Raw genomic sequence first — 21,216 nt, 5'->3', positions numbered from 1 at the left:
GGTTTCAAGTGACGAGATCCGCTAGATGTCCTTGCGGCAAGGAGCTGAGGCCAGGAGGTGGAGACCATTCAGGTCACCGGCGGCCAGTCCATCGGGGGCGCCTATCTCGGGATACATGAGCTGGATGGGATCGTCCACGTGATCCAGGCCCATGACGTGTCCCAGTTCATGCTGCATGACGGCGAGGACATAGTCCGCGCCCCCCTGCTCCGAGAGCAGATCGGCGATCTGCGGGGTGTCTAGTTCCAGGCTCCCTGTGATGTAACTCTTGGGGCCCTTGTCCAGGGAATACATGGTGCTGCCGCCGGTGCCGATGACCTTGCCTTCCAGCGCAGGCGCTGCTTCGGGAGTGGTCCAGGAGATCAGCAGGGGAGCCCACCGGTCGCCGTAGCGGTTGGGCTGGTAGGGCTCGCGCTTGTCTGCGGGCTGTTCATCAGTAGTTCCATCACTGACGAACTGGATGCCGGAGGCCGCCGAGATGTTGGCAATCGCCGTGGCCAGGAGTTGGTCGGTTCCCTGCGGCGCGGTGGCGTTGTTCACCACGTAGTGCAGCGGGCGGCAAGGGGAGTACCCGACGGGAGTGCCGTCGTCGTTGGTCGCCAGGAACTTGTACGAATCGTTCGTGGTGCCGGGCGCCGTTGGCGAGGCCAGCGGGGCATCCGCTTCCTCGAGTCCTGGCGGTGGCGCGTCGGGGACGCGCGCCGCGGTGGGCTGGGGCTTTCCGATCTGGGGGCTGCCCGGGACGTTGACGCCCGGAAACAGCGACGTGATGCGGGGGTCGCCGTGCAGGAACCCGGTGACCAGGACCGCTGCCAGTGCGGCAACGATGGCCACGAGCAGGACGCGGAGGAAACGACCACCTGACCCCTTGTGCCGGTGCCTCGGCACCTGCGTTGTTTCCCGCTCCGCGTCCACGGTTCTCCGTTCCTCATGCCCTTGGTCACGCAGGGCAGCGCGGAGGACGAACCAACATTACGGTCTGCCGGTGCAGCCGTCCAAACTCAAACGATCGCTGCGCCGAACAGCAACCCGAGGCCGTAGGTGGCAGCTGCTGCTCCGAGTCCAATGGCCAGTTGCCGCAGTCCACGGCTAAGCGGCGACGTCCCGGACAGCAAGCCGACGACGGCGCCGGTCGCCAACAGTGCGACTCCCACCAGAATGCCGGCCACCAGGAGGGCGGCCATGCCCGTCATGCCGAAGATGAACGGGAGGATGGGCACGATGGCTCCCGAGGCGAAGAAGCAGAAGCTGGACATCGCCGCGCCCCAGGCAGAACCCACGGATTCGTGCTCGTCGGTGACCGGTTTTTCGGGCTGCAGGGAAAGGCTGGGATCACAGTCGCAGCTGAACAGTCCCATGCGCTCGGCGGCCCGGTGCTCGGCTGCCTCCCGGGTCATGCCACGGGCCAGGTAAACGAGCACCAGTTCGTTGTGGTCGATGTCCAACGAGGGGGCCGCGGTGAGTGTCGCCTGCGTGGGGAGCGTGGCGTTGAGCAGTTCGCGTTGCGAGCGGACGGAAACGTATTCGCCGGCGCCCATGGACAGTGCGCCTGCCAGGAGTCCGGCCACACCACTCATGAGCACCACTGAGCTCGGTACACCGGTGGCGGCCATGCCCATGACCAGCGAGAGGTTGCTCACCAGGCCATCGTTGGCGCCGAAGACTGCTGCACGGAAGGTGCCCGAGAGTCTGTTGCGGCCCCGGGTGGCCAAGCCGCGGACGACTTCCTCGTGGATTTGCTCGTCAGCAACCATTGCGGGCGTCGCCGCGGGTTCGGTGCCGTACGGAGAGCGGCCCTCTGCGCGCTGTGCCAGGGCAAGGACGAAGACGGAACCGAAGTTCCGGGCCAGGAAACCGAGGAATTGGCTGCGGGCCGACGCTGCTTTGGGCATCCCGGCCTGGTCGCCCAGGAGTTTGAGCCAGTGGGCCTCGTGCCGGCCCTCTGCTTCGGCCAGGGCCAGCAGGATCTGGCGTTCCTCGCCGTCGCGGCGCTGGGCAAGTTCGCGGTACACGGCGGCTTCGGCCCGTTCATCGGCCAGGTACTGCCGCCAGCGCCGGATGTCCGACGCCGAGGGCGTGGCGGTGCCTTGGGAATCTGATGATTCGGGGGTGGGATCCGGAGCGGGACTCGACGGACTCTGGGATTCCTGGTGCATCTGCACTTTATCTCCTGTGCTTGGTGGGGTAGTTGCGGCCCCATTGCACGCCCCACACTACCGCTTATCGGCGGGGTTTTTTGGCTGGTATTCCTTAGCTGGAATGTTCGGTGCACCGTAATTTCGGGCGTCGCCTGTACCGTTTTGCGGGCCTTGACCCATGCCTGCCCGGGTGCTCAGATGGAAGGACAGGGGCGGGTTTCATCAACCCGCATTTGGCCACCGGGCTCCCGCGGGCCCACGAGACGGAGGTAGCAGCATGGACACCACCGAATCACACTCGAACTACCCCGAACGCACGACCATCGAGTCGGACCCGGCTTACGACTACGCCGAAGACCAGGAAGTTGACGAGCCCTGGGTGGAGGAAGTGGACGCCCCCGAAGACGACGAACGGGTGGTGCCGATCGATGAGACCGAGGACTTCCGCGAGGAGGACGAGGAAATCTAGGCGCTTTCCCTGCTGAGAATGAAGGCGCATGGCCGGCCTTCCCGTTTGCCCCACGCGGCTACCGTGACCGTCAGCGTCCCCGAAGCCTCACACCACGTGGAAGGCCGGACCGCCTGCGCCAGCGCTGCGGCGATCTCCCGCGATTGTGGATGCCGGAAACACAGGGTCCGGTTCCGGGTCAATATTGTCACCGTGCCGAGGTAAAGGTCGACGGCGGGAATTACCTTGACCGCTGCGGTGCCGGCTGCGGCGGGGGTGCTTTGGGCTGGGGCCGGCTCATGGTGGCTTGGCTGCGTGTGGCTCGGCTCGTGGTACGGCACGGGGTTGCTCCTGTGGAGAGTGCTCTTGCCCGCTCGGTTGTCTCAGGTCCGGGACGGGCCGCTTCCTCATCCGAACCACCCGTGAACATGGGGTTGGTGCATGGCCAGTCGGAGCTTGGCGCCACATCTCTTGAAGCTGGGACAACCCTACCGCACCTTCCGCCCCGTTGTGAGGCCTGCTCTGCGCCCTTTGGGTGGGGTTTGACGCGCAGAGTGGGCCTTCCAACGTGGAAGTCCGTGCGTTGTGAGGCCTGCTCTGCGCTCTTTGGGCCGGGAACGCAAAACGGCGGTGCTGCCCCGCAAAGGGGCGGCACCGCCGTCGTGTATTGCTTGCTTAGCTGTTGCTGCCTACCGGGTGTACTTCCGGCGGCAGTTCCTCCGAGATGGCTCCGGCAACGCGCTTGTCCCAGGCCTCGCGGACGGCTGCGTCCGTGGGCGGCGTCAGCAAGGACACCACGACGTAGATCACCAGCGAGGCAGCAAGTCCCCAGTAGATGGGCTCGTTGGCGTAAACGCCGTCTTCGCTGAGGATGACACCGACCGCGTACATGATGAGCAGGGCCAAGGTCAGCACTGAACCAACCGCCATGGACCAGGCGGCTGCGATACCGGTGCCGCGCTTCCACACCAGGCCACCGAGGATGGCGACCAGCAGGCCACCCACCAGGATGTCGTAGGCGATGGTCAGGGCGACAACCACGTCCTGCGCGGCCATGGAAATAAGCACGGCGAGGACGCCGAGGCCAAGGACCCAGTAGCGGTTTGCCTTGACATCGTGCTCCGGGTTCTCGGTGTCATCGGTGTTGATGTTCTTGCCGAACCAGCTGGCAACGAAAGGCACGACGTCGGCGCGCGCCACTGTTGCGGCGGCGATCAGGGCGCCCGATGCCGTGGACATCATGGCTGCGACTGCTGCTGCCATGACCAGGCCACCGATGCCGACGGGAAGGATGTGGGTAGCGACCTCGGCGTAGACTACATCCTTGCCGAGGTTGGCGACGTCGATGTTGGGCAGTGCAACGCGGGCTGCCAGACCGATCAATGCGCCGGCGATGCCGTAGAGGATGCAGTAGACGCCGGCTGTGGCGCCACCCCAGCGGGCTACCTTGGCGGTCTTGGCGGTGAAGACGCGCTGCCAGATGTCCTGGCCGATCAGCAGGCCGAGTGTGTAGACGACGAAGTAGGTAATGATCGTCTGGGTGCCAATGCCGTCGATCTGGAAGAAGCTGTCCTCCAGGCGCGCACGGATGCCGTCCATGCCACCGGCAGCGTTCAAAGCGAACGGGAGCATCAGGAAGAAGATGCCCACGGTCTTGATGAGGAACTGCACCTGGTCAGCCAGGGTGATGGACCACATGCCGCCGATGGTGGAGTAAACCAGGACGATTGCGCCGCCGACGGCGATTGCCATCCAGCGTTCCCAATCGAAGAGCACAACGAAGATGGTGGCGTAGGCGCCGGTGGACGTGGCACACAGCATCAGCGTGTAGGCCAGCATCACGATGCCGGACGTCTGGGTGGCCTTGCTGCCGTAACGAAGGCTCAGCATTTGGGAGACCGTGTAGATCTTCAATCGCTGGATGGTGCCGGCGAACAGGAGGCTCAGGAGCAGTACGCCGGAGCCGATGGCGACCACGAGCCACATGCCGGAGATGCCGAACTTGTAGCCGAGGCCTACGCCGCCCACGGTGGATGCGCCACCGAGGACAACAGCGGCCATCGTGCCGGTGTAGAGGAAGGGGCCAAGGCGGCGGCCGGCCACCAGGAAGTCGCTGTTGTTCTTGGTGCGGGACTTGCCCCACCAGCCGAACGCCAGCATGGCGAGCAGGTACACCACCACGATTGCGATGTTAATAGCCGAAGATTCCATGAACGGTCCTTGGAGCTGATGCACGGAGGTTGGGGTTTTCGACGATACTCCTGCAGGGCGTCGAAGTCTCCGTGCTGACGATTGGAGATTGTGTTTGGAGTTTGGGGACGTGTTGTGTGCCTCACAGACAACACTTGTTGCCTCTGAGGATATGTTGTGATCGGAGTAACAGTCAAGATCCTTTGGACTTGGTTACGTCGGCAGTGGCCTTGTTTACGTGCCTCCCGGCTACTATTGCTCCAATGACAGGGCCACATGACAGGCCTGAAAGGTTCGTGAATGAAGGCTCTACCCGTTGAACCGAGCAATGTTCCCGTTGCCATCGGTTCCAGAATCCGCGCAGCCCGGCAAGCGCAGCGACTCACCATTGAGCAGGTGGCTGACGCGACCGGTCTGACCAAGGGCTTCCTGAGTCGCGTGGAGCGCGACCTGACTTCGCCGTCGGTAGCTTCCTTGGTAACCCTTTGCCAGGTGCTTTCCGTCTCTGTTGGTGACCTTTTCGCGGCACCGGAGACCCATCTGACCAGGCGCGACGACGGCCCCAGGATTTCCTTGGGCGGCCAGGGAATAGTGGAACGGTTGCTGACTGCCCGCTCCGAGCGGCGCCTGCAGATCCTGCAGGCCACCATCGAGCCCCGAGGCCGCGGTGAGAACGAGCTCTACGCCGTCGATTGCGATGTTGACGTGCTCCACGTGGTGAAGGGCCGCATCAAGCTGATCCTGACCAACGAGGAGTACGACCTCGAGGAAGGAGACACACTCTCCTTCCCCGGCCGTGAACCCCACACTTGGATCAACCCCACGGACGAGACCGTGGAAGTGCTCTGGGTGCTGGTACCGGCAGCAAGCCGGTAGCGCTTAGCCCACGTGGACCCAGGGGCGCCGGGTGATATCCGGCTCGGCTTCCCGGAGCACCTCACGGGTCACCGGGGCGATCTCACCTTCGCCGAAGAACAGGAACCTGCTCAGGTTGGAGATGGGGTTGCCCTCGGTCCAGCGGAAGTAGATGTGCGGCATGAAGCCGGTGACGTCGCGTATGTGCAGGAGCACCGCGGCCAGCGTGTTGGGCACATTGTTGCTGTGGACTTCCAGGATCTTGTAGCCGTGCCGTTCCTTGCCCACCACCTGGAGTTCCTGTTCGAAGTCCGAGCTGTCGTCCACGATGATCTCGATGAACACGGCGTCGCAGTCCAAGGGGAGGTGGTTGGCCTGCTGGGCATGCTGCAACTTCTCCCGGTATCTGTCGGCGCTGAAGCGCTTGGGTTCGTGGGCGATGATCCGGACGGGTCCATCGGAGTTGTTGGCCGTGAACTCCAGAGCCTTTTGGTCCATCTTGATGTGCGTGGCCCGCAGTTCGAAGGCCCGCCGCATGCGGGAGATAAAGCTGACCACCAGGATCGCCAGGATGAAGAGCGCGGCGATCTTGAGGCCGTCGGGCCGCTCGATGGAGTTGACCACTGTGGTGTAGATGAATACCAGGGAAATGATGCCGAAGCCGATCACCTGTGCGCGCTGCTTCTTCCGCCGCGCCGATAGTGTCACGGCGATGGATGCCGAGGTGATCAGGACCAGGACGCCGGTGGCATAGGCGCCGCCTTGGGCGTTGACGTCGGCCTGGAAAATGATGGTCACGATGAAGGCGATCACCGTGAAAACGAGGACCAGCGGGCGCAGTGCCCGTGACCAGGCAGGTGCCATTCCGTAGCGGGGCAGGTACCTCGGGACAAGGTTCAGCAACCCGGCCATGGCGGAGGCGCCGGCGAACCACAGGATGGCGATGGTGCTGATGTCGTAGATGGTCCCGAAGCCGTCACCAAGGAACCTGTGGGCGAGGAACGCCAGTGCGCGGCCGTCGGCCTTCCCGCCTGGCTCGAATTCGGCGGCCGGGATCAGCATGACAGTGTTGAAGCTGGAGGTGATGAGGAATGAGCTCATGATGATCGCGGCGGTGGTCAGGAGCTTGTGCGCACCCTTGATGCGCCCGGCCGGGTTCGCCTCTGTATCCGTGGGGTGGCCCTTGATCTGGGGCATCACAGCTACGCCGGTTTCGAAACCGGACAGCCCAAGTGCCAAACGGGGGAACACCAGCAGCGCCAGGGCGATCATCATGATGGGATCGCCGTGGGATGTGGTCAGTGCGGTCCACCAGTCCGTGATGACGCGGGTCTCGGTGAAGACGTGGCCGATGGAGACGGCGATGACCACAAGATTCAACAGAAGGAAGGCGCCCACCAGGACGACGGCAACGTTGATGGCCTCTTTGAAGCCTCGGAGGAAGACGATGCCAAGGCCCGCGATGAGGGCCAGGGTGATGACTACGTTCTGGCCTTCAAGGAACTCAGGCGCAAACGGGTTCTCGATGAGGTGGGCCGTGGCGTCGGCTGCTGAGAGCGTGATGGTGATCATGAAGTCCGTCGCCGCGAAGCCAAGCAGGGCGAGGACAAAGAGTTTGCCGCCCCAGCGGGGGAGCAGCCGCTCCAGCATGGAGATGGAACCTTCACCGCGTGGGCTTTCCTTGGCCACACGGCGGTAAACGGGCAGCGCGCCGGCAAGTGTGGCCGTGACGAGGAGCAGCGTGGCCAAGGGCGAGAGCAGCCCTGCCGCCAGTGCCGCGATGGCCGGCTGGTAGCCCAACGTGGAGAAGTAGTCCAGGCCCGTAAGGCACATGACCTTCCACCATGCCTGCGGTTTGTGCGACTCCGAGGGCTGGCCGTGGGGGCCTTGCCGCTTGCCTGAGGTGTCCGGCATTCCCTCCAGCAGCCAGGGCTTGAGCTTGAAGGAATTCTTGGGCCGGTTGGCCGGATCGGCCGGAGGCCTCGACAGGGTGGTCACGGTGTCCTTTCGCGCAGCAGGGTGCTGCTTCCGCAAGGAGCGTATGGTGGCGCCCGACGCCGGAACACCGGTTTTTATGGAATCTTTACGCCCGCTGTGAGCGGCATCTCACTCCTCCGGGAAGATGTAAACAAGTGATGCATATTAGGCAACTTTGAGTGTATGATGGGTGTCACAGTCCCCGTTTCAAACCCACCAACCTAAGGAGTGGCGCAACTTTGGAAGAGCTCCGTATTGAGGCCAACGGCAACCTCGGCCCCATCGATTCATCCCGCATTCCGCGCTACGCCGGCGCCGCCACCTACGCCCGGCTTCCCCGTCTGGACCAGATATCCAAGGCCGACGTCACCGTTGTCGGCGTGCCTTTCGACTCCGGTGTTTCCTACCGCCCCGGTGCCCGCTTCGGCGCCAACCACGTGCGTGAAGCGAGCCGCCTGCTCCGTCCGTACAACCCGGCCTGGGACGTCAGCCCGTTCGAGAACATCCAGGTCGCCGACGCCGGCGACATGGCCGTGAACCCGTTCAACATCAACGAGGCCATCGAGACCATCCAGCAGAACGCGCTGGACCTGACCGCCAACGGCAGCAAGCTCGTGACCCTTGGTGGTGACCACACCATCGCCCTCCCGCTGCTCCGCGCAGCCGCAGAGCGCGCCGGCGAGCCCATCGCTATGCTGCACTTCGACGCGCACCTGGACACCTGGGACACCTACTTCGGTGCCGAATACACCCACGGCACTCCGTTCCGCCGCGCCGTCGAGGAAGGCATCCTGGACACCGAGGCAATCAGCCACGTCGGAACCCGCGGTCCGCTGTACGGCAAGAAGGACCTCGACGACGACCACCGCTTCGGCTTCGGCATCGTCACTTCCGCTGACGTCTACTACCAGGGCGTCCTTGAGACCGTAGCCAAGATCCGCGACCGCATCGGCAACCGCCCGCTGTACATCTCCGTGGACATCGACGTCCTGGACCCGGCGCACGCACCCGGCACGGGTACCCCCGAAGCCGGCGGCATCACCAGCCGGGAGCTCCTGGAAATCATCCGTGGCTTCCGTGGAATGAACCTCGTGGGCGCCGACGTCGTGGAGGTCGCCCCGGCCTATGACCACGCCGAAATCACGGGCGTGGCAGGAAGCCATGTTGCCTACGAACTGGTGACCCTGATGGCGGACAACGCCGTCGAGGGTGACCGCCACGGCGCGCCGAACGGCTATGCGCAGCAGGCCCTTGGTGCCCGCATCGAGGAACTCGCGAAGGCCACGCAGCGATGATTGATTTCGACCCCGGCACAGCAGCCCCTACCAAGGGCACCAACCAGCGCAATGGTGGGGATCTCGTCGTCGAGACCCTTGAGGCGCTTGGCGCGAAGACGGTCTTCGGTATCCCTGGCCAGCATGCGCTGGGCTTGTTTGACGCCATGGGCCGCGGCAATCTGCACTTCGTGTCTTCCCGGGTGGAGAACAACTCGGCGTTCGCCGCGGACGGCTACTCCCGCGCGACGGGCGAGGTCGGGGTGTTGTTCCTGTCGACCGGTCCAGGCGCGCTGACGTCCCTGGCAGGTCTGCAGGAAGCGTATGCCACGGGTGTGCCCATGGTGGTGGTGGCCAGCCAGATCCCCTTGGACGGTCTGGGCGCGCGCCGCAAGGGCATGCTGCACCAGCTCGATGACCAGAAGGCATCGGCCGCGAACGTCACCAAGAGCCAGCGCCTGATCCAGCATGCTTCGGGCATCCCCTCGGCTATCCAGGATGCCTGGACCGAGGCTATTTCCTCGCCGCAGGGTCCGGTCTGGATCGAGATCCCGCAGAATGTGCTGCTGGATCCGATCATGGTCCCGCCGGTGGAGGACGCGCTGGCTGAGGCCTTCGACAACCCGCCCCGCGTGGAGCTGGTCCGTGAAGCGGTTAAGTGGCTTTCGACGGCGGAACGTCCGGCGATCATCGCTGGCGGCGGTACCCGCCGCGGCCGGGCAGAGAAGTCGCTGCTCTCCATTGCCGAGCAGCTGCGCGCCCCGGTGATCTGCACCCCCGGCGGCAACGGCGCGTTCCCGTGGAACCACGAGCTGTCCTTGCAGTCCTGGATCGAGGACCGGTACATGACCGACGTCCTGGAGGACGCGGACGTGTTGATCGTGATCGGCTCGTCCCTGGGTGAGGTGACCTCGAACTACTTCACGTTCGAGCCCCGCGGCCGGATCATCCAGATCGACGCCGAACCCCGGGTCCTGGAGTCCAACCGTCCCGGCTTGGGCATCCGTGCCGACGCCGGTCAGGCTTTGGCTGCGCTGGATGAAGCCCTCAGTGCCGCCGGCGCTGCCACCGCCACCGAACGCGACTGGCACGGCAGCAGCCCGGAGGAAGTCGTCAAGGAATCCCTGGCCAAGGTCAAGGCCCGCCTGGAAGCACAGGACCTGGCCAAGGAACTGAAGTTCATGTCGGACATCCGTGAGGCTGTACCGGCTGACATGCAGACGTTCTGGGACATGACCATCTCCGCGTACTGGGGTTGGAGCTGCTGGGACGCCCGCGAGGGCCAGTTCCACTCCGCCCAGGGCGCAGGCGGCCTGGGCTACGGTTTCCCGGCCGCGATCGGCGGTGCCGTAGGCCTGGAAACAACCGGGAAGCCGAGCCGTGTGCTGGCTGTTTCCGGTGACGGTTCCTCGATGTACTCCATCTCGGAACTGGCCACGGCCAAGCAGCACAACGTTCCGGTCACCTGGCTGATCGTGGACGACGGCGGTTACGGCATCCTGCGCGAATACATGGTTGGTGCCTTCGGCCAGGCCACGGCCACGGAACTCGCCCGCCCTGACTTCGTCAAACTGGCAGAGTCCTTCGGCGTCCCGGCCCGCCGGGTATCCCCGGAGGACGTGGGGGACGCGCTCAAGGCGTCCTTCGAAGCTGACGGACCCAACGTCGTCGTAGTTGAAACCCTGCTGAAGATGTTTGGCCCCACGCACCTGGGCAACTAGGACACAAGGAAGCCCCCGCACAGTGTTTTGTGCGGGGGCTTCCTGTGTTTAGTCGAGGTCGCGTTTGGTGCCTTCCGGGGTTGCCTTGACTGCGATGGCCGACGCCAGCATCGCGGCGATCCAGAAGAGGGCAATCAGCCAGATTCCACCACCGGCTGCCAGGCTAAGCCCGGCCACGATCATCGGCGTGAAGCCTGCGCCGATCATCGAAGCCCCTTGATAGGCCAGCGATGCGCCCGTGTAGCGGTTGCGGGTGGGGAATTGCTCGGCGACGTAGGCGGCAATCGGGCCATAGAGGAAGCCCTGCACCAGGCCGTTGCCCAGGATGATGGCTGCCGCGAAGCCCCACAGCTCACCGTTGCTCATCAGCATCAGGATGGGGTAGACCAGCACGGCGCCAAGGACGGAGGCTCCGATGAGGACACGACGGCGGCCGATACGGTCGCTGAGGCGGGCGGAGTAGAAACAGATGACCAGGGTCAGCAGCGCCGCGACCGCCTTGATGTTGAGCACACCGTTCTTGTCGGCGCCGCTCTCCACAGCTACGGAAACGCCCCAGACGGTGGTCATGGACTGGCAAACATAGAACGACGTGGTGGCCAGCAGCCCCAGGACCACAGCGCGGGGGTTGTTCTTCAGGACATCGAGCAAGGGCACCCGGCGTTTTTCACCGGCCGCTTCCAGGCGCTGGAAGGCAGGGGTTTCAGCGACCTTCAAACGGATGACCATGCCCACCACAATGAGCAGCGCGCTGAGCAGGAAGGGCACACGCCAACCCCACACCAGGAAGTCCTTGCCGGAGATAGCGGCGAACAAGGACAGCGCGAGCGTCCCGAGGATAGCGCCGGCCGGTCCGCCGGCGTTCGCGAAGGCAGCCGCGAACCCACGGTGTTTCTTCGGTGCGTGCTCAATGGCCATGAGAGCAGCACCACCCCACTCACCACCAACAGCCACACCCTGTACCAGGCGGAGGATCACCAGTGCCAGGGGAGCTGCCATGCCGATCTGGGCTGTGGTCGGCAGCAGGCCGATGGCCGTGGTGCCAAGGCCCATGATCAGCATGGAGAGAACCAGCATTTGCTTGCGGCCCAGGCGGTCGCCGAAATGGCCGAAGATGAGGCCGCCCACGGGCCGGGCAATGTATCCCACGGCGAGGGTGACAAAGGACGCGAACAAATCGAAGCCGGGGCCGAGGTTGGCGAAGAAGACCTTGTTGAACACCAGGGACGCTGCCGTGGCGTAGAGGACAAAGTCGTAGTACTCAATGGCGCTGCCTATGAAGCTGGAGGCGAGGATGCGGCGCATGTCCTTGGTGTTCAAGGACGTTTCCGTGCTGGTGGCAGCGCCTGTGTCCGGGGCTGTTGGTGCTGAACTCATGTTCTTCCTCAGGTTGGGGTTCTGGCTCGTCAGCGCTGACGGGCGAACGGAATGGTGTCGAGGTCATTGGGGATGGTGAACGTCCCGGAGAAGTGCTCGCCGGCTTCCTGCCAGACGGATTCGGAGGCGGAACCGGGGACAAGGTGGTGCAGGGCCAGGTGGCCGACGCCGGCAACCGCAGCGAGCTTCGCGGCGTCGCGGACGCTGGTGTGCGACTTGTAGTGGTGATCGCGGGAGGCCCGGCTGGATTCGTCGGTCTTGTCCGCGTACAGCGACTCAACCCAGGCGAAATCAATGGCCTCATGCAGCAGCAGGTCGGTGTCCTGGGCCAGCGTGATCATGTTTTGCGTATACGCCGTGTCGCCGGAGATCGTGACGGATCCCTCGGCGGTGTCGAAACGGAAGGCGAACGCGGGAGCCACGGGCGGATGCTCCACCAGGATTGCCGTGACAGTGACCAGTTCGTCCCGGTACACCTCGAACGGTTCCATATCCGGCGTCGGGTTGTTGTTGGGGTGGTATCCGCTTTCGGCGGGAACTTCGATGTCTTCGGCATGGAAGATGTCCAAGGGGCTCGGGCGGAGGCTGTCCAGGATGCGGTCGTTGAGGTCGGTGGCGTGGGCCTTCATGAGCTGTTCGAACATCTGGCGGGTGCCCGGCGTCGGATTCTCCGGCGCCAGCGGTTCAGGGGCGACGACGGCGCGCGGCGACACTGCAGGAAGCTCACCGCGGTTGCCCGGTCCAATGATCTTCACGGGGTTCTCCGTGCGGTGGGTCAAGGCGTAGAGGCCGAAGATGCCCAAGCCGGCGAGGTCGTACACGTGGTCTGAATGCAGGTGGGTGATGAACAGAGCCCTCAGGTCCTTGAGCTCCAGGCCCGACTGGCTGAGCCGGCGTCCCGCTCCCTGGCCGAAATCGACGAGGTAGAAAGCCTCTCCCACCACCACGGCGGTGGCGATACCGGTGCGCTCGCCGGAGTCGGCCGCCGCCCACCATCGCGGTCCGCCAGCGGTTCCGAGGGTGACGATGTGCGGCTTCAGGGATGACGACGGCGTCATGGTTCTCCTTGGTTGAGTGGCTTTTCTCCAGTGTGGTCTGGAACACGTCACTTGTATAATCAATCAATTCAAAGAAGTTCATAAGGAGAACTAATGGGTGAGTTTACGCTTCGGCAGCTGGAGTATTTCGTGGCGGTCCTGGACCACGGATCACTCACCAAGGCCGCGAGCGAGAGCAATATCTCCCAGGCCGCTGCGTCCATGGCCATCGCACAACTGGAGAAGAACCTCGGCCTCGATCTGTTGATCCGCACCCGCGCCAAACGCGTTGAACCAACCCCGGCAGGGGTCGAACTCGGAGTGCGGGCACGGCGCATCCTCCGGGAGGCGGCTGATCTCCAAGGAGCCCTCCGCGGTTCCCACCAGGACATGCGTGGACGTGTGGTGATCGGCTGCATGATCGCGATCTCGCCGCGACTGATCCCTGAACTTATCCGGGTCTTCGCCGCCAAGTGGCCGGAGGTTGAACTCGACTTCGTGGAAGGGAATGCCGAGGAGCTCCAGCGCGCAGCGGCGGAAGGGGAATTGGACGTGGCGTTCATCTATTCACTCCAGGCGATTCCCGGCGTCGAAATCCTCAAGGTGGCAGCATCCCGGCCACAGTTCATGCTCGCCGAGGACCACCCGCTCGCGGGAAGGAAGTCCCTGCGCTTTGCCGATTTGGCGCAAGAGGACGTGGTTCTGTTCGACGTCCCGCCCAGCGCGGAGCGCGTCATTGCGATGTTCCATTCGGCGGGTATCGAACCGAAGGTGCGTTGGCGCAGTGTCGTTGCCCAAACCATCCGGGGCATTGTGGCGAGCGGACGTGCGTATTCGGTGACCAATGTGTGGCCCGGAATCGAGTCGTTGTACACGGGGGCGCGTGTTGCGCTGGTGCCGATCGAGGACACCTTGCCCCTGAACGAACTGGTAGCGGTGGTCCCTCCCGGCGTCAGCCGCCCGCGGCGCGTGGAGGAAGTCATTGCCGCAGCCCGGGAATTGACGCAGCAGGAGCAGTGATCCTCGCCTGCACTCTTTTAGTTTCCCAAAGCAATCAATCTGGGGTATAGTTGCTTTAGGCAAACAAAAAGGGGTGTTTTACATGTCTGTCGGTTCTGCCACAGCAACCGATCTTGTGCATCAGATTTTCGACCTGCAGCGGACTCTGCGCTGCGTGGTGACCGCCCACATGGCCCGCGTTCCCGACGTCGGAATGGCGGTACAGGGTGTCATGCGGTTCATTGGCGAGGGGGAGACCCGGGCCACGCACCTGGCCGCGCGCCTTGGCGTGAGTGCGCCGGTCCTCAGCCGCCACGTCGCGGAGCTCGAGGAGCTCGGCTTCGTTGCCAGGCGGCCGGATCCGGCCGACGGCAGGGCCCAACTGCTGGCCCTGACCGAGCGGGGCGCAGCGAAACTGCGCGAATTCGAAGAACAACGCAGCGTGAGACTGCGGGATTACCTGGCGGATTGGAGCGAGGCGGACGCCCTCGAGGCCTCCCAGGTCATCAACAAACTCACTGAATCCCTGAAGGACTCAATCCGGGCAACGGCGGCCGGCTCCCACACAACAGACCAAAACAGCTTAGGAGCCCGGAATGGCTAAACCAGCAACGCAGAACGCAGTCCCCGGACAGGCGGTGGACACCGCGGCCAAGGCGGCCGCGCCCATGACCCACCGTCAGATCATGGAAGCCCTGACCGGCCTCCTCGCGGCCTTCTTCACGGCAATCCTGAGCAGCACGATCGTTGCCAACGCGCTGCCCACCATCATGTCCGAACTCAAGGGCACCCAGACCGACTTCGCCTGGGTCATCACGGCCGCGCTGTTGGCCAACGCTGCCACCACCCCCATCTGGGGCAAGCTCGCTGACCTCTTCGACAAGAAGCTCCTGGTCCAGCTGAGCATCATCATCTTCGTCGCCGGCTCTGTCATGGCCGGACTGTCCGAGACCATCCCCCTGCTGCTGACGGCACGCGTGATCCAGGGCATCGCCATGGGTGGCCTCACGGCCCTGGCCCAGGCGATCATCGGCTCCATGATCCCGCCCCGCGACCGTGGCAAGTACTCCGGTTACATGGGCGCCGTCATGGCGGTCGGCACCGCCGGTGGACCTTTGCTCGGTGGCTTCATCGTGGACAGCCCCCTCGGCTGGCGGTGGACGTTCTTCGTCTGCGTGCCCCTTGCGGTCGTTGCCCTGATCCTGCTCCAGATCACCCTGAAGATCCAGCACATCAAGCGCCCGGCCAAGATCGACTGGCTCGGTTCCATCCTGCTGACCTCGGGCGTGAGCCTGCTCCTGATCTGGGTCTCCTTCGCCGGCAACCCGGAATACTACGACTGGGTTTCGTGGCAGTCCGCCCTCATGGTCGGTGGCGGCGTTGCCCTCCTGGCCCTCCTGGTGTTCGTGGAGACCAAGGTTGCCCAGCCGATCATCCCGCTCAAGATCATCTCCGAGCGCACCACCGCGTTGGCCATCATCGCTTCGGTCGCCGTGGGCATCGCGATGTTCGGCTCGTCCACCTTCCTGGGCCAGTACTTCCAGGTGGCCCGCGGCGCCACGCCGACCGAGGCCGGCCTGCTGACCCTCCCCATGATCGCCGGCAACCTCGTGGGCTCCGTGGCGTCCGGTGTCCTCATCAGCCGCTTCGGCAAGTGGAAAAGGTTCCTGATTGCAGGTTCAGTGCTCCTGATTGGCGGCCTCGCCTTCGCCGGGACCATGGACCACACCACCGAACTGTGGATCGTGGCGATCTACACCGGCGTGTTCGGCCTGGGCCTTGGCATGCTGATGCAGAACCTCGTGCTGGCCGTGCAGAACACCGTGCAGGCCAAGGACATCGGAACCGCGAGTGCTTCCGTGGCGTTCTTCCGCTCGGTGGGTGGCGCAATCGGCGTCTCGGTTCTTGGAGCCGTCATGTCCAACCATGTGAAGGACCTGGCCGTCGAGGGACTGGCTGCGGCCGGTATTCCTGTCCAGGGCGGCAGCTCCGGCGCCAGCATGGACCTGGCGGACATGCCCGCACCGATCGCCGACATCATGCGTGCGGCCTACGGTGATGCCACTGCCCAGATCTTCCTGATCTCGGCCGTTATCAGCGTCGTGGCCCTCTTGGCAGTGCTGTTCATCAAGGAGCGTCCGCTGCGCCGCACGGTTGATGCAGCTCCCGAGAAGGAACTGGTGGCAACGGCATCCGGTGAAGCCGGGATGTCGCTGGACACGTCCTCCATGGACGCCGTTTCCGCAGACGCCGTGAAGAACGACGACGGCGCAAGCCGCCCGGATGCCGGACGTCCCCTTTCCGGTACGGACCGCGCCGTTCGCCAGCAGGACCCGGGAACCGATCTGGACCTCGAGTTTGCCCGGATCCTGACCCAGGAGCGGCCCAACGCCACCGCCGACGTGAAGGAAGTACAGGAGCAGCTCTCCCGTACCCAGTACGTCCTGGCCGAACAGCAGCTGCAGCTCAGCCGCGCCAACGTGGAACTCCAGGCCCGTTTGCGGGAGCAGCAGAGCATTGCGGAACAGCAGGCGGCCACGGCTGATGAGCTGGCGGCGATCCGCAAGGAACTCAAGCGCGAACGCAGGCAACAGGAACGGATGGCGTTGCTTCTCCTGCAGGGGGCTGAAGCCCGCCAGGAACACGGCAAACACGCAGGCTAGAACCACAGGCCCGTAAGGAAGGGCGCCGGCTGGGAATCCATCCGGCGCTTTGCCGTTCCCGGGACGGGTTTGGCCCCCAATGAAGCAGCCGCGACACGACAACTAATCCGCTGGGATGATCTTTTCCCGAAGTTGTTTCGCCGGGGCAACAGATTTCGTAGAGTGGGGAGGCTAATACTGTCAGCCCCTGCTGCAAAACTTTCTTACGTCACATTAACTCACTCTTTCTAAGGACCCGTGGGCATGCTTGTCACCCTGATACGGCGCTACTCCAAGCCGTATTTGCCGCAGATTGTGGCCGTGCTGATTTTTCAGTTGGCGTCCACCATCGCCACGCTCTACCTTCCCAGCCTCAACGCCAAAATCATTGATGAGGGAGTTTCCCGCGGCGACACCGACTTCATCTGGCGAACCGGTGCGCTCATGCTCGCAGTTGCCCTTGGACAGGTGCTCACAGCCATCATCGCCGTGTACTTCGGCGCCCGCGTCGCGATGGCCATTGGCCGCGACCTCCGCCGCAGCGTGTTCCGCCAGGTCAGCAGCTTTTCGGCCCAGGACGTCAACCGTTTTGGCGCCCCCACCCTGATTACCCGCGGCACCAACGATGTCCAGCAAGTGCAGATGCTGGTGCTGATGGGCCTTAACTTCATGGTTTCGACACCCATCATGTGTGTTGGCGGCATCATCATGGCGCTCCGGGAGGACCTCAGCCTGTCCTGGCTCGTCTGGGTCTCCGTTCCCGTGCTCGTCGCAGTAGTTGGCTACCTCGTGGTCAGGCTGATGCCCCTGTTCCGTTCCATGCAGGCCAAGATCGATGCCATCAATGGTGTGCTCCGCGAGCAGATCATCGGCATCCGGGTGGTTCGCGCCTTCGTTCGTGAACCGCATGAGGCCAAGCGCTTTGGTGACGCCAACCAGGACCTCACGGCCGTATCGGTGAAGATCGGCAACCTGTTCGTCCTGATGTTCCCGGCCATCGGTATGATCCTGCACCTGTCCACCGCGGCGGTGCTCTGGTTTGGCGGCCAGCGCGTTGATTCGGGCGATATGCAGGTCGGCTCCCTGACGGCCTTCCTGCAGTATCTCCTGCAGATCCTGATGGCCGTGATGATGGGAACATTCATGGCCATGATGATTCCCCGCGCCTCTGTCTGTGCAGACCGCATTGGCGAGGTCCTTGAGGTCGAGCCCTCCATTCACAACCCGTCTTCTCCCGTGGTGCCGGCACAAAAGAGGGGACACGTGGAGTTCCGCGATGTCACTTTCAAGTACCCGGGGGCCGAGGCGCCTGTATTGAGCAATATCTCCTTCACCGCCGAGCCGGGCAAGACCCTCGCCATCATTGGCTCCACCGGTGCGGGAAAGACAACCCTGGTCTCGCTGCTGCCGCGGCTTTACGACGTCGCCTCCGGTGAGGTACTGCTCGACGGCGTACCTGTCACCGAGATGGACGCCTCGGAAATCACCAGCCGGGTCTCCGCCGTGCCCCAGAAGCCTTACCTGTTCTCCGGGACCATCGAGCACAACCTGCGTTTCGGCAAGCCCGATGCCACGGACGAGGAACTGTGGGACGCGCTGGAAACCGCCCAGGCCAAGGGCTTTGTGGAAGAGAAGTCCTCCGGCCTGAACCGAAGGATCGCGCAGGGCGGTACCAATGTCTCCGGTGGACAACGCCAGAGGCTGTCCATCGCAAGGGCCCTCGTGACCAAGCCCAACGTTTATCTGTTTGACGATTCTTTTTCGGCGCTGGATGTTGCTACCGATGCCAGGCTTCGAAAGGCCTTGAAGGGCAAGACCAAGGATGCCACGGTCATCATCGTGGCCCAGCGCGTCTCCACCATTGCGGACGCCGACGAAATCCTGGTACTGGACAACGGCCGCATTGTCGACCGGGGAACGCACGACGAACTACTGGAAACCTCACCCACCTACCAGGAAATCGTCGAATCCCAGCTGAGCGTGGAGGAAGTGGCATGAGCGGGCAGGACCAGCAAAAGAAGCGCGGCTGGGCTGCCAAGGCCCAAGCCGCGAAGGACGCCAAGGCAACAGCTGCGGCAGAGGTCGCAACCGAAGCGTTGGATGACGATGACTTCGTTGAGGAAGAGTACGTTCCCTCCGAAGCCGACGGCGGCATGTTCGGGGACGTTCCCGCAAAGAAGGCCAAGGAATTCTGGCCTTCTGCCAAACGGCTGATGGGCCTGCTGAAGCCTGAACGGGTTGGCGTGTTCATAGTGATCGGGCTCGTCATCGTTTCCGTGGTCCTCAACGTGATCGCGCCCAAGGTTTTGGGCAGCGCAATGGACGTCATCTTCGGCGGGGTCATGGGCAAGCAGATTCCGCCGGGCGTTTCCCAGGAGCAGTTTGTCGAGCTCATGCGCCAGCAAGGCCAGGGGAACTTTGCCGACATGGTGTCCAAGATGGAACTCACCAACGGGATCAACTTCTCCAAGCTGACGTTCCTGATCTCCGTGGTGCTCCTCATGTACTTCGTGGCCAACATCTTCCTGTGGGCACAGGGCTGGCTGCTCAACAGGATCGTCATGCGGGTCATCAAGAAACTTCGCGATGACGTCCAGGCCAAGCTCAACCGGCTCCCGCTGAACTACTTCGACACCCGGCAGCGAGGCGACATCCTGTCCCGCGTGACCAACGACGTCGACAACGTCCAGCAGGGCTTGCAGCAGGCGTTCTCGCAGCTCGTCAGTTCAGTTCTCACTGTCCTGGGCATTACCGTCATGATGTTCATCGTGTCCTGGGAGTTGGCGCTCATCGCGTTGATCGCGCTGCCGCTGTCCGGTGTCATTGCCGGTGCCATCGGAGCCCGCAGCCAGAAGCTGTTCTCCGCGCAGTGGAAGAACACGGGTGCCCTGAACGGTCAGATCGAGGAATCGTTCTCCGGCCACGACCTCGTCAAGGTCTTCGGCCGCGATGCCGACATGCTGACCCGATTTGATGAGAAGAACGAGGAACTCTACAAAGCATCCTTTGGTGCGCAGTTTGTCTCCGGCATCATCTTCCCGGCCATGAACTTCGTTTCCTACCTGTCCTACGTGGGCATCGCCGTCGTCGGTGGTCTCCGCGTCGCCTCCGGTTCCATGAGCCTGGGCGATGCCACGGCCTTCATCCAGTACTCCCGCGAATTCACCCAGCCCCTCGGCCAGATTGCCGGCATGGCCAACATGCTGCAGTCCGGCGTCGCGTCCGCGGAGCGGGTGTTCGAGTTCCTGGACGCCGAGGAAGAGACGCAGGAAACCGGCACGCGGCACCTTCCGGCCAAGACCGATGGCCATGTGGAGTTTGAGCACGTCTCGTTCAGCTACGTGGAAGACAAGCCTCTGATTGAGGACCTGTCATTCAGCGCCGAGCCAGGCCACACCGTGGCAATCGTTGGCCCGACAGGTGCCGGCAAGACCACCCTGGTGAACCTGGTAATGCGTTTCTACGAACTCAACTCCGGCCGGATCACCCTGGACGGCGTGGACATCAAGGACCTCACCCGTTCCGAACTCCGGTCAAAGGTGGGAATGGTGCTCCAGGACGCATGGCTGTTCGGCGGCACCATCTACGACAACATCAAGTACGGCAAGCTGGATGCTACCGAAGAGCAGATCATGGAGGCAGCGAAAGCTACCTATGTGGACCGCTTTGTCCGTGCCCTTCCGGACGGTTACCAGACGATCATCGATGAAGAAGGCAACAACGTCAGCGCCGGTGAGAAGCAGCTCATCACCATCGCCCGCGCGTTTGTGTCCGACCCTTCATTGCTGATCCTGGACGAAGCCACCAGCTCGGTGGATACGCGAACGGAACTGCTGCTGCAGAAAGCCATGGCTGCGCTCCGTACCGACCGGACCAGCTTCGTGATTGCCCACCGCCTCTCCACCATCCGCGATGCCGATACCATTTTGGTGATGGAGAACGGCCAGATCGTGGAGCAGGGCAACCATACCCAGCTGCTCGCCCTGGAAGGTGCTTACTACCGCTTGTATATGTCCCAGTTCGCTGGAGAGCAAGAGTCTGCGGTGGATGATTCGACGGCGGTGCACAGCTGAGTACGGAATTGACCGAGTCCGTGGAACCCCGGCGCATTGAGGTCCTCGTGCCCATGCGCTGGGGAGACATGGACGCTTACGGACATATCAACAATGTCCAGATTGTCCGCATGCTCGAGGAAGCGCGAATCGCCGCATTCGGACCTCCCCGAGGCGCGGGCCTTCCCGGCGTGGAGCCGCCGGCTGCCCTCTTCAACGACGTTGAGGAGGGCATCATGACCCTTGTGGTGGAGCACAAGGTCCGCTACGTGCGGACGCTGGAATACCGCAACATTCCCGCCGTCGTGGAGATATGGGTGGGTGCCATCAAGGGTGCCAGTTTCGATCTTCACTACGTCATCAAGGATCCCGTCACCCGGGATGAGTGCGTCAAAGCCACCACGCATCTGGCCTTTGTCGCCGAGGAGACGGGACGGGTCCTAAGACTCACACCCGGGCAAAGGGAAAAGCTGGAAAGGTATAAGGCCTGACCTTCCCGGCACGTA

At 63.5% G+C, this 21,216-nt stretch carries 17 protein-coding genes and 1 riboswitch; of the genes, 10 read left to right on the top strand and 7 right to left on the bottom strand.

Translation table 11 applies throughout. The annotated features are described in order from the left end of the window. Positions 1-21: 21 nt before the first annotated feature. Entirely contained in the window at positions 22-915 is an 894-nt protein-coding gene (locus PQ627_RS15505) for a matrixin family metalloprotease (protein ID WP_144663246.1), read from the bottom strand. Between the two features lie 86 nt (positions 916-1,001). Continuing rightward, the gene (locus PQ627_RS15500; RefSeq protein ID WP_274262397.1) at positions 1,002-2,156 is read right to left on the bottom strand and encodes a VIT1/CCC1 transporter family protein; all 1,155 of its coding nucleotides are present in this window, start codon (positions 2,154-2,156) and stop codon (positions 1,002-1,004) included. Between the two features lie 259 nt (positions 2,157-2,415). Here PQ627_RS15500 and PQ627_RS15495 point away from each other — a divergent pair, with 259 nt between their 5' ends. Next, on the top strand, positions 2,416-2,607 hold the full coding sequence (locus PQ627_RS15495) for a hypothetical protein (protein WP_144663247.1): 192 nt from the start codon (positions 2,416-2,418) through the stop codon (positions 2,605-2,607). On the opposite strand, the gene PQ627_RS15490 is transcribed toward PQ627_RS15495, so the two are convergent. Both PQ627_RS15490 and PQ627_RS15485 read right to left on the bottom strand, forming a co-directional pair. Further along, the gene (locus PQ627_RS15490) at positions 2,604-2,927 is read right to left on the bottom strand and encodes a hypothetical protein (protein ID WP_274262387.1); all 324 of its coding nucleotides are present in this window, start codon (positions 2,925-2,927) and stop codon (positions 2,604-2,606) included. The two genes, PQ627_RS15495 and PQ627_RS15490, sit on opposite strands and share 4 nt — an antisense overlap. Before the next feature lie 16 nt (positions 2,928-2,943). Beyond that, positions 2,944-3,063, bottom strand: a riboswitch (SAM riboswitch). Between the two features lie 198 nt (positions 3,064-3,261). After that, positions 3,262-4,797, bottom strand: a complete 1,536-nt coding sequence (locus PQ627_RS15485) for a sodium:solute symporter (RefSeq protein ID WP_274262386.1) — start codon at positions 4,795-4,797, stop codon at positions 3,262-3,264. A gap of 279 nt (positions 4,798-5,076) precedes the next feature. On the opposite strand from PQ627_RS15485, the gene PQ627_RS15480 reads away from it, so the two are divergent. After that, complete coding sequence (locus tag PQ627_RS15480; protein ID WP_018777077.1) at positions 5,077-5,652, top strand: helix-turn-helix domain-containing protein; 576 nt, start codon at positions 5,077-5,079, stop codon at positions 5,650-5,652. 3 nt (positions 5,653-5,655) lie between these two features. Here PQ627_RS15480 and PQ627_RS15475 read toward each other — a convergent pair whose 3' ends face one another. Further along, positions 5,656-7,629, bottom strand: coding sequence for an APC family permease (locus tag PQ627_RS15475; protein ID WP_274262385.1), 1,974 nt, complete (start codon positions 7,627-7,629; stop codon positions 5,656-5,658). 218 nt (positions 7,630-7,847) lie between these two features. Between PQ627_RS15475 and speB the strand changes: the two genes are divergently transcribed. Together speB and PQ627_RS15465 are read left to right on the top strand one after the other, a co-directional pair. Beyond that, a complete protein-coding gene (gene speB, locus PQ627_RS15470; protein ID WP_274262384.1) occupies positions 7,848-8,903 on the top strand; it encodes an agmatinase in 1,056 nt (351 codons plus the stop codon). Beyond that, positions 8,900-10,603, top strand: a complete 1,704-nt coding sequence (locus PQ627_RS15465; protein ID WP_274262383.1) for a thiamine pyrophosphate-binding protein — start codon at positions 8,900-8,902, stop codon at positions 10,601-10,603. Before speB ends, PQ627_RS15465 begins: the two co-directional genes overlap by 4 nt. A 48-nt stretch (positions 10,604-10,651) precedes the next feature. Here PQ627_RS15465 and PQ627_RS15460 read toward each other — a convergent pair whose 3' ends face one another. Next, positions 10,652-11,980: an MFS transporter gene (locus PQ627_RS15460; RefSeq protein ID WP_144663252.1), complete on the bottom strand. Its 1,329-nt coding sequence runs from the start codon at positions 11,978-11,980 to the stop codon at positions 10,652-10,654. A 29-nt stretch (positions 11,981-12,009) separates the two neighbouring features. Then, positions 12,010-13,038, bottom strand: a complete 1,029-nt coding sequence (locus PQ627_RS15455; RefSeq protein WP_274262382.1) for an MBL fold metallo-hydrolase — start codon at positions 13,036-13,038, stop codon at positions 12,010-12,012. Between the two features lie 93 nt (positions 13,039-13,131). Here PQ627_RS15455 and PQ627_RS15450 point away from each other — a divergent pair, with 93 nt between their 5' ends. The 6 genes from PQ627_RS15450 (at position 13,132) to PQ627_RS15425 (ending at position 21,201) form a co-directional block, all read left to right on the top strand. Then, positions 13,132-14,037, top strand: coding sequence for a LysR family transcriptional regulator (locus PQ627_RS15450; RefSeq protein ID WP_274262381.1), 906 nt, complete (start codon positions 13,132-13,134; stop codon positions 14,035-14,037). An 82-nt stretch (positions 14,038-14,119) separates the two neighbouring features. Continuing rightward, positions 14,120-14,620 (top strand): MarR family winged helix-turn-helix transcriptional regulator, encoded by a 501-nt coding sequence (locus tag PQ627_RS15445; protein WP_144663255.1) that lies wholly within the window; start codon positions 14,120-14,122, stop codon positions 14,618-14,620. Beyond that, complete coding sequence (locus tag PQ627_RS15440; RefSeq protein WP_274262380.1) at positions 14,613-16,679, top strand: MFS transporter; 2,067 nt, start codon at positions 14,613-14,615, stop codon at positions 16,677-16,679. Before PQ627_RS15445 ends, PQ627_RS15440 begins: the two co-directional genes overlap by 8 nt. A 243-nt stretch (positions 16,680-16,922) precedes the next feature. Further along, positions 16,923-18,656, top strand: coding sequence for an ABC transporter ATP-binding protein (locus tag PQ627_RS15435; RefSeq protein ID WP_144663257.1), 1,734 nt, complete (start codon positions 16,923-16,925; stop codon positions 18,654-18,656). Further along, positions 18,653-20,731, top strand: coding sequence for an ABC transporter ATP-binding protein (locus PQ627_RS15430; RefSeq protein WP_274262379.1), 2,079 nt, complete (start codon positions 18,653-18,655; stop codon positions 20,729-20,731). The genes PQ627_RS15435 and PQ627_RS15430 overlap by 4 nt, the downstream gene beginning before the upstream one ends. A gap of 53 nt (positions 20,732-20,784) precedes the next feature. After that, positions 20,785-21,201: an acyl-CoA thioesterase gene (locus PQ627_RS15425; protein ID WP_274262396.1), complete on the top strand. Its 417-nt coding sequence runs from the start codon at positions 20,785-20,787 to the stop codon at positions 21,199-21,201. Positions 21,202-21,216: the final 15 nt, after the last annotated feature.

The sequence above is a fragment of the Paenarthrobacter sp. AB444 genome (assembly GCF_028736865.1).
In the GTDB taxonomy this organism is placed as follows: Bacteria; Actinomycetota; Actinomycetes; order Actinomycetales; family Micrococcaceae; genus Arthrobacter; species Arthrobacter nicotinovorans_B.
This window is presented reverse-complemented; position numbering and strand designations above follow the sequence as displayed.

Excerpts from the sequence above, each read along its gene's own strand:
- PQ627_RS15445 (WP_144663255.1), top strand. The coding sequence starts at position 14,120 with ATGTCTGTCGGTTCTGCCACAGCAACCGATCTTGTGCATCAGATTTTC.
- PQ627_RS15480 (WP_018777077.1), top strand. The coding sequence starts at position 5,077 with ATGAAGGCTCTACCCGTTGAACCGAGCAATGTTCCCGTTGCCATCGGT.
- PQ627_RS15440 (WP_274262380.1), top strand. The coding sequence starts at position 14,613 with ATGGCTAAACCAGCAACGCAGAACGCAGTCCCCGGACAGGCGGTGGAC.
- PQ627_RS15425 (WP_274262396.1), top strand. The coding sequence starts at position 20,785 with ATGCGCTGGGGAGACATGGACGCTTACGGACATATCAACAATGTCCAG.
- PQ627_RS15495 (WP_144663247.1), top strand. The coding sequence starts at position 2,416 with ATGGACACCACCGAATCACACTCGAACTACCCCGAACGCACGACCATC.
- PQ627_RS15455 (WP_274262382.1), bottom strand. The coding sequence starts at position 13,038 with ATGACGCCGTCGTCATCCCTGAAGCCGCACATCGTCACCCTCGGAACC.
- PQ627_RS15465 (WP_274262383.1), top strand. The coding sequence starts at position 8,900 with ATGATTGATTTCGACCCCGGCACAGCAGCCCCTACCAAGGGCACCAAC.
- PQ627_RS15485 (WP_274262386.1), bottom strand. The coding sequence starts at position 4,797 with ATGGAATCTTCGGCTATTAACATCGCAATCGTGGTGGTGTACCTGCTC.
- PQ627_RS15500 (WP_274262397.1), bottom strand. The coding sequence starts at position 2,156 with ATGCACCAGGAATCCCAGAGTCCGTCGAGTCCCGCTCCGGATCCCACC.
- PQ627_RS15450 (WP_274262381.1), top strand. The coding sequence starts at position 13,132 with ATGGGTGAGTTTACGCTTCGGCAGCTGGAGTATTTCGTGGCGGTCCTG.
- PQ627_RS15460 (WP_144663252.1), bottom strand. The coding sequence starts at position 11,980 with ATGAGTTCAGCACCAACAGCCCCGGACACAGGCGCTGCCACCAGCACG.
- PQ627_RS15430 (WP_274262379.1), top strand. The coding sequence starts at position 18,653 with ATGAGCGGGCAGGACCAGCAAAAGAAGCGCGGCTGGGCTGCCAAGGCC.
- PQ627_RS15435 (WP_144663257.1), top strand. The coding sequence starts at position 16,923 with ATGCTTGTCACCCTGATACGGCGCTACTCCAAGCCGTATTTGCCGCAG.